The 6,748-nt window shown below is 67.8% G+C and carries 9 protein-coding genes; 1 reads left to right on the top strand and 8 read right to left on the bottom strand.

Annotated elements, in window-relative coordinates:
• Positions 1-141 precede the first annotated feature (141 nt).
• Genes Q7T09_RS02525 through fumC form a run of 3 tightly spaced genes read right to left on the bottom strand, consistent with a single transcriptional unit; the run spans position 142 to position 2,117 of the window.
• Entirely contained in the window at positions 142-453 is a 312-nt protein-coding gene (locus Q7T09_RS02525; protein ID WP_304697395.1) for a CcdB family protein, read from the bottom strand.
• Positions 454-687 (bottom strand): type II toxin-antitoxin system CcdA family antitoxin, encoded by a 234-nt coding sequence (locus tag Q7T09_RS02520; protein WP_304697394.1) that lies wholly within the window; start codon positions 685-687, stop codon positions 454-456. It abuts the gene before it with no gap.
• Between the two features lie 38 nt (positions 688-725).
• On the bottom strand, positions 726-2,117 hold the full coding sequence (gene fumC, locus Q7T09_RS02515; protein WP_304697393.1) for a class II fumarate hydratase: 1,392 nt from the start codon (positions 2,115-2,117) through the stop codon (positions 726-728).
• A gap of 97 nt (positions 2,118-2,214) precedes the next feature.
• Here fumC and Q7T09_RS02510 point away from each other — a divergent pair, with 97 nt between their 5' ends.
• Positions 2,215-2,598 (top strand): RusA family crossover junction endodeoxyribonuclease, encoded by a 384-nt coding sequence (locus tag Q7T09_RS02510; RefSeq protein WP_304697392.1) that lies wholly within the window; start codon positions 2,215-2,217, stop codon positions 2,596-2,598.
• On the opposite strand, the gene Q7T09_RS02505 is transcribed toward Q7T09_RS02510, so the two are convergent.
• From Q7T09_RS02505 to Q7T09_RS02485, 5 genes are all read right to left on the bottom strand, one after another.
• On the bottom strand, positions 2,573-2,971 hold the full coding sequence (locus Q7T09_RS02505) for a DUF5367 family protein (protein WP_304697391.1): 399 nt from the start codon (positions 2,969-2,971) through the stop codon (positions 2,573-2,575). The genes Q7T09_RS02510 and Q7T09_RS02505 overlap by 26 nt on opposite strands.
• A gap of 142 nt (positions 2,972-3,113) precedes the next feature.
• Positions 3,114-3,404, bottom strand: a complete 291-nt coding sequence (locus Q7T09_RS02500) for a DUF1153 domain-containing protein (RefSeq protein ID WP_215341474.1) — start codon at positions 3,402-3,404, stop codon at positions 3,114-3,116.
• Positions 3,405-3,571: 167 nt separating this feature from the next.
• Entirely contained in the window at positions 3,572-5,011 is a 1,440-nt protein-coding gene (locus Q7T09_RS02495) for a flagellar hook protein FlgE (RefSeq protein WP_304697390.1), read from the bottom strand.
• 56 nt (positions 5,012-5,067) lie between these two features.
• A complete protein-coding gene (locus Q7T09_RS02490) occupies positions 5,068-5,778 on the bottom strand; it encodes a flagellar hook assembly protein FlgD (RefSeq protein ID WP_304697389.1) in 711 nt (236 codons plus the stop codon).
• A gap of 10 nt (positions 5,779-5,788) precedes the next feature.
• Positions 5,789-6,748: flagellar hook-length control protein FliK (locus Q7T09_RS02485; protein ID WP_304697388.1), on the bottom strand; the 960-nt coding region annotated here is incomplete at its 5' end.

The following is a 6,748-nucleotide window of genomic DNA, read 5'->3' as shown; positions in this document are numbered from 1 at the left end:
CTGGTCACCGAGACGCCCGAGTGCGCCCGCCACATCGCCGAGGGCGCGGTCATGCGCCTGATCTGCGGCGAGCAATGCTTCGAGACCTACCGCGCCCACCTCTGGGCCCACGCCCACCCGCTGGTCTACGCGGCGGAGTAGTCAGAAGCCGGTGAGGAGGCGGTCGATGGCGCGGCGGATGCCGTCCTCATACTCTCGGAGGTTGCCCGCGGGTTTACGCAAAAGCGCGGGGTCTACAGCGCCGAGTTCACCGATCTGGGCGATATAGCTCGCGCCTTGGAAGTCGATCAGCGCGCTGATCTCCGTGTAGCCAGACCGGCCGTCATTGAGCAGCAGGGGCGCCACGAGAACCGTCGGCGCTGCTACCAGCAAGTGAGACTGAACGACAACGACATAGGGCGCCTTCGCTCGCGAGCGGGTTGACGGGTTGGGGTAGACGTCGAACTGGCGCAATCACCAGCTCCGCAGATCCTCACCGAATATGCCGTATTCGGCGATCCGCTCGCGGTTGGCCTTTATGGCCTCGGCGTTGTCTTCAGCCCATCGCCGGGCCTTGTCCTCGTCGGTCTTGGCGGGGAGCTTGGCGCGCACCGCAGCTTCCGTGATCTCGACGATGCTCAAGCCTGCCGCCCTAGCTTCCGCGAGGAGGTCCGCGTCGATCTCGATCCTGAGTTCGATCTTGCCCATGGACTAAGCCTAACGCCGATTTGAGCGGCTTGCCAGCCTCACCCCGGGTGGATCATGTTCTCCGGCCGCACGACCTCGTCGAACTCCGCGTCGGTGACGTAGCCGCCGCCGACGGCTTCCTCGCGCAGGGTGGTGCCGTTCTTGTGGGCGGTCTTGGCGATCTTGGCCGCCGCGTCATAGCCGATCTTCGGCGCCAGCGCGGTGACCAGCATCAGGGAGCGGTCGAGGGCGGCCTTGATGTTGTCCTCGCGGGCTTCGATGCCCACCACGCAGTTGTCGGTGAAGCTGATGGCGGCGTCGGCGATCAGGCGGCAGGACTGCAGGAAGTTGTAGGCCATCACCGGGTTGAAGACGTTCAGCTCGAAGTGCCCCGAGGCGCCGGCGAAGCTCATGGTGGCGTTGTTGCCGAACACCTGGGTGCAGACCATGGTCAGCGCCTCGCACTGGGTCGGATTGACCTTGCCCGGCATGATCGAGGAGCCCGGCTCATTCTCCGGCAGGGAGAGCTCGCCCAGGCCCGACCGCGGGCCGGAGCCGAGGAAGCGGATGTCGTTGGCGATCTTGAACAGGCTGGCGGCCATGGTGTTGAGCGCGCCGTGGCTGAAGACCATGGCGTCGTGGGCGGCGAGCGCCTCGAACTTGTTGGGGGCGGTGATGAAGGGCAGGCGGGTGATGGCGGCGATCTTGGCGGCCACCAGCTCGGCGAAGCCGACGGGCGCGTTCAGGCCGGTGCCAACGGCGGTGCCGCCCTGGGCCAGCTCATAGAGGCCCGAGAGGGTGTCCTTGATGCGCCGCACGCCATTGGCCACCTGCTGGGTGTAGCCGGAGAACTCCTGGCCGAGCGTCAGGGGCGTGGCGTCCTGGGTGTGGGTGCGGCCGATCTTGATGATGTGGTCGAAGGCCTTGGTCTTGGCCTGGAGCGCGGCGTGCAGGTGCTGGAGCGCCGGCATGACCTCCTTGGCCACCTGTTCGGCGCAGGCGATGTGCATGGCGGTCGGATAGGTGTCGTTGGACGACTGGCTCATATTGACGTGGTCGTTGGGGTGGACGGGGCTCTTGGAGCCCATCACCCCGCCCAGCATCTCGATGGCGCGGTTCGAGATCACCTCGTTGGCGTTCATGTTGGACTGGGTGCCCGACCCCGTCTGCCAGACCGAGAGCGGGAAGTGGTGGTCGAGCTTGCCGTCGATCACTTCCTGGGCGGCGGCGACGATGGCCGCGCCGATCTTGGGGTCCAGCCGGCCCAGCTCCATGTTGGCCTCGGCTGCGGCGCGCTTGACGATGCCGAGCGCCCGGACGACGGGCTGGGGCTGCTTCTCCCAGCCGATCTTGAAGTTCTGGATGCTGCGCTGGGCCTGGGCGCCCCAATAGGCGTCGGCGGCGACCTCAACGGGGCCGAAGGTGTCGGTTTCGGTGCGGGTCGCGGTCATGTTCTAGCCTCCTGCCAAGTCGCCGGGCCGGTTTAAACGCGGCGGGCGCAAGCGCAAGGGTTCTGGCGCCGGACAAAGACCTCTATGACGAACCCCAATGGACGACGGCTGGACCCATCACGCCAAGGTGCGCGCCCGCGAGAGCGAGGGGGTGATGGAGGTCGTGGTCGATGGCCTCACCACCCAGGCCAAGGTCTACAAGCCGCTGATCTACGAGTTCTTCCGCAAGGCCTGGCGCGGCTCGCGCCCGACCTGGGGAGAATTCTCGGTGGAGATCGTGATGGAGTATGTCGGCGATCCGCCCTGGATCGACCTCGACAACCTGGCCAAGGCGATCCTCGACGCCATCAAGGGCTACGCCTTCCACGACGACGCCCAGGTGGCCCGCCTGCTGGTGGAGCGTCGGGCCGGCGAGCGGGAGCGGATCGCCGTGACGATCCGCAAGCTCTCGGATCTCAGCCCCTGGCCGAAACCTTCCTAGGCTTGGGCTCCAGGGCCTCGACCATCATGATGGCGTAGCTGACCAGCACCAGGGCGGTGTAGCGGCCCAGGCTCTCGGGCGGCAGCTGCGGCAGGAGCCTGGAGAAGTTCAGGCCCAGCAGCATGGCGCCCACCAGCCCGGGAGCGGCGAAGGTCAGGGCCGCCAGCCGCCGCTGGCGCCGGGGCGTGTGCAGGAAGCGCAGGGTGATGTGGAAGAAGAGGCCCAGCGCCATGGCCACCAGGGCGGCGTTGACCACATAGAACCAGAAGGCGTGCTCGATCACGCCGCGGGCGAAGACCACATAGAAGAGGGTCGCCGCGCCCCAGACCAGGGCGCCCGCCAACCCGAACCACATTCCGTCCTGTTTCGACACGCCCAACCCCCGTCACGCCCTTGTTGAAGCGGGGCTGTGCGACAGTCATGCCAGGGGGAAGCGGGGGCCCCGAAACGGGGTGCGGCCGCCCCGGTTGCCCGGGACGGCCGCATCGCGAACGTCAATCTGGGGGGAGTTGAGTTCAGCGATACTGTTGCAAACGCGTGGTGCGCAGGCCCGCCAGTCCGTGGCGGTCGATGGACTTCTGCCAAGCGAGGAATTCCTCGTTGGTCAGCGAATAGCGCTCGCACGCCTCGTCGAGTGTCAGCAGACCGCCACGCACCGCGGCGACCACCTCGGCCTTGCGCCGGATAACCCAGCGCCCGGTGTCCACCGGCGGCAGATCGGCGATCGTCAGGGGCACCCCCGTCGGACCGATCACATAGGGCTCGCCACGGCTGTTCGTCCGGGTCTGCTGTTGTTGTTGCAACATGGCTTTACGCCTTTCCCACCATCACAATTCGGAGGGACCATACGCCGCAGGACATAACGGCCGGTGAATCGCAGTAGTAAAAAAAGACCTAATCATTGACTCCCCCATGTACTAAAACGGTACAGTCTAAGATGTCGTTGCAAGTTAAAGAGCATTAACACCAAGACTTATCGCTTAATGTTGATCAACTCTTCCAACATCTGATCGGCTGTTGTGATGATCTTCGAGGAGGCCGAGTAAGCTTTCTGCGTCGAGATCAGTCCTGTGAACTCCGCCGACAGATCAACGGTGGAGGCTTCCAGGGTCGAGGACGAGATTTGACCCGCGCCGGCCATGGTCGGCTGCTTCAGGACGAACTCGCCGCTCTGGATGGTCGGGCGGTAGGCGTTGCCGCTGATCGGGGTCAGGCCGTCGGGGTTCGGGAAGGTGGCCAGGCCGATCTTGGCGACCTGACGGATCTCGGAGTTGTCGAAGATGGCCGAGACCATGCCGTTCTCGTCGACCTCGACCCCCACCACGTTGCCGACGCTGGCGCCGTCGGAATTGACCTGGGTCACCGAGGACTCCACCGGCCGCGAGGCCAGCTTGGAGAAGTCCAGCTTGACGTCCTGCGCGCCGATGCCGAGCTTGTCGCCCCAGGCGGGGAAGACGCCGCCGCTGGAGGCCCCCAGGGAGAAGGCCGGCTTGTTGCCCACGGGTGGGGCGCCGGTGGTCCCGAAGAGGGTGGAGTTGGCTTCGTCGAACTGGCCGGTCTGGGTGAAGTTGACCAGGCCCGAGGCGATCAGGCCGGGGGGGCTGCCGGCGGGGGCGGGGACGCCGGTTCCGGTGTCCACGTCGGAGGCCGGGATGGCGTAGATTTCCGTGTGCCACTCGTTGGGATTGGTGACCGAGGAGGACTTCAGGAAGGACACCGCCACCTTGTGGGCGCCGCCCACGGAGTCGATCACGTTCATCTCGATCGTGAAGTCGGGCTTGATGGTCGCGCCGGCGACCCCGGCGGCGTAGCCGGCCATGCTTGTGGTGTCGACGGTGGGCACATAGGTGGCGTCGCCCACGGAGGTGGGGTTGCCGCGCTTGTCGACGTTGGCGTTGATCACGATGTTGCTGGTCGCCCGCACTGCCGCGCCCAGGTTCTTGACGTTGATCGAGTCGAGCTTGGTGAGGTCCGAGGGGTTGGCGTCGAAGGTGCCGTCGCCGGCCACCGGCCAGCCCTGCAGATAGAGCTTGGCGTCATTGACCAGGAAGCCGTCGGCGTCGACGCTGAAGGCGCCCGAACGGGTGAAGGCGCGGTTGTCGGCGGAGGTCAGGCCTGCGGCCTTCTGGGTGACGATGAAGAAGCCGTCGCCGGAGATGCCGAGGTCGGTGGGGGAGGAGGCGCTGGTGATCAGGCCCTGCTGGGCCACGAACTGGCGGGTCACGGCCTGCACGCCGCCGGCCGAATAGCGGCCCTTGACCGCCTGGGCGGTCACCACGTTGGCGAAGTTCACCTGATTGCGCTTGTAGGCGGTGGTGTTGACGTTGGCGATGTTGTCGGAAATGGCCGCCAGGGCCGACGAGTTCGACACCAGGCCGGAGACGCCGGCGAGCATGGCACTGTTGATGCTCATGGTTGTTGCCTTCTTTGGTTCTGCGTACGTCGCAAAGGGTTACGGGAGCGGGACGCCTAGGCGGCCGCGTCGGGGTCCGGAGTGGTGGTGTTGTCGGTGGTGGTGACCGGGGCGGCGGCCTGGTTGATCGAGATGACCTTCTCCCAGGGCAGCTTGGCGCCGTTGATGGTGATCAGGGTCTTGCCGTCGACCTGCTCGACGCCGGTGACCATTCCCTGAACGAAGACGTCGGCGGTGACGGCGGAGCCGGCGCTGTCCTTGGCCGTGACCTTCAAGGTGTAGGGCCCGCCGTCGTCCAGTTGCTGGCCGCTGGAATCCTTGCCGTTCCAGGTGAAGGTCTGCTCGCCGGCGCCCTTGTCCGCGGGCGTGGCGCTGAACACCGTGCGCCCCTTGGAATCGAGGACCTCGAACTTCACGTCGTCGGCGGCGCGGCTGAGATCGACCTTCCACTCGGCCTTGCCGTCCTTGATGGCGTTCTCGCCTGTGCCGACGCGGACGTCCTTGCCGATCAGGGCCACGGCGGTGGAGATGCCGCTGCCGGTGTTGGCCACCAGCTTCTCCATCAGCTCGTTGCCGTAGAGCTGCTGCTCCACGCCGGTCATCTGGACGAGCTGCTGGGTGAACTGGTTGGAGTCCATCGGCGAGAGCGGGTCCTGGTTCTTCAACTGCGTGGTCAGCAGGTTGAGGAAGGTGTCGAAGCTCTCGGCCAGCCGCTTGGTCCCGGTCTGGGCGGCGGTCTGACCAACGGTGGAAACTGCATCTACCATCTGACGCTTCCTAAATGCGGACGTCGACGCCGGACTGGGTCCGGCGCTGGAGGTTGAGGGCGCCCGAGAGCGCCGCGTCGGCCGTCTCGCCGGCGCTGTCGAGCGCCGCCTGGAAGGCCCGGCCGCGCCAGGCGCCGCCGTTGTTCTGAGGGTCCTGGCCGAACTGGCCCTGACCGGCCTGGCCCTGGCCGCGGTCGGCGGCGACGTCGAAGCGGATGCCGCCGCTGACGTCGAAACCGGCCTGTTCCAGCGCCTTCTGGAGTTCGCCCGCCCGGCCGCGCAGTTCGGCGGCGGCGTGGGCGTTCTCGAAGGACATCGAGGCGGTCAGCTTGCCCTGGGCGCCGATCTCGATGCGCACATCGACCTGGCCGAGACCCTCGGGGTTGAGGGCGACGTCGAACTGGGTCGATCGGCCCTCCAGCTTCTTGACGATCTGGGCGGCCAGGTGGGCGACGGTCTGCGGACCGGCGCGGACCTCGGCCGGAGCGCCGGGGGCCGCGGCGATGGCGGCCGGGTCGCCGACGCCGGGGGCGGCGGGCTGGGCGGCGTCATCGGCGGCGGCCTTGGCCTCCACGGCAGGCGCCTTGTCCTCGGACTTGCCCTCGGAGCCGGACTCAAAGGTGGCTGCGGCCTCGACCTGGGCGGCGGCGGACTGGGCGGCCTGGCCGACGTTCGGGGCGTTGGCGGAGGTCGCGGCGGCTTCGCCACGGCCGGATTCGTTACGCGCCGTACGCGTGGCGGCGCGGCCGCGGCCGGAGTTCGGGGCCGGAGCCGGTTCGCCAAGCGGCGCCGTGGCCTCGGTGGCCTCGGCGCCCTCCGCCTGGACCGGGGCGGACGCCGGGGTTCCGGGGGCCGGCGCCGGCGGCGGCGCGGCCGCGGCGAGGGCTGCGGGCGGCGGGGCGGCGGTCAGGTGAGGGGGCGGGGCGGCCTGCGGCGCTGCCGGCGGCGGCGCGGCGGGACGGGCGGCCGT

The sequence above is a fragment of the Phenylobacterium sp. genome, assembly GCF_030645195.1.
Classification (GTDB): domain Bacteria; phylum Pseudomonadota; class Alphaproteobacteria; order Caulobacterales; family Caulobacteraceae; genus Phenylobacterium.
The sequence above is the reverse complement of the archived record's forward strand: the minus strand, read 5'-3'. Positions and strand labels throughout refer to the sequence as shown.

Coding starts and splice junctions, on each gene's coding strand:
- Q7T09_RS02520 (WP_304697394.1), bottom strand. CDS start 687: ATGGGCAAGATCGAACTCAGGATCGAGATCGACGCGGACCTCCTCGCG.
- fumC (WP_304697393.1), bottom strand. CDS start 2,117: ATGACCGCGACCCGCACCGAAACCGACACCTTCGGCCCCGTTGAGGTC.
- Q7T09_RS02510 (WP_304697392.1), top strand. CDS start 2,215: ATGGACGACGGCTGGACCCATCACGCCAAGGTGCGCGCCCGCGAGAGC.
- Q7T09_RS02500 (WP_215341474.1), bottom strand. CDS start 3,404: ATGTTGCAACAACAACAGCAGACCCGGACGAACAGCCGTGGCGAGCCC.
- Q7T09_RS02495 (WP_304697390.1), bottom strand. CDS start 5,011: ATGAGCATCAACAGTGCCATGCTCGCCGGCGTCTCCGGCCTGGTGTCG.
- Q7T09_RS02490 (WP_304697389.1), bottom strand. CDS start 5,778: ATGGTAGATGCAGTTTCCACCGTTGGTCAGACCGCCGCCCAGACCGGG.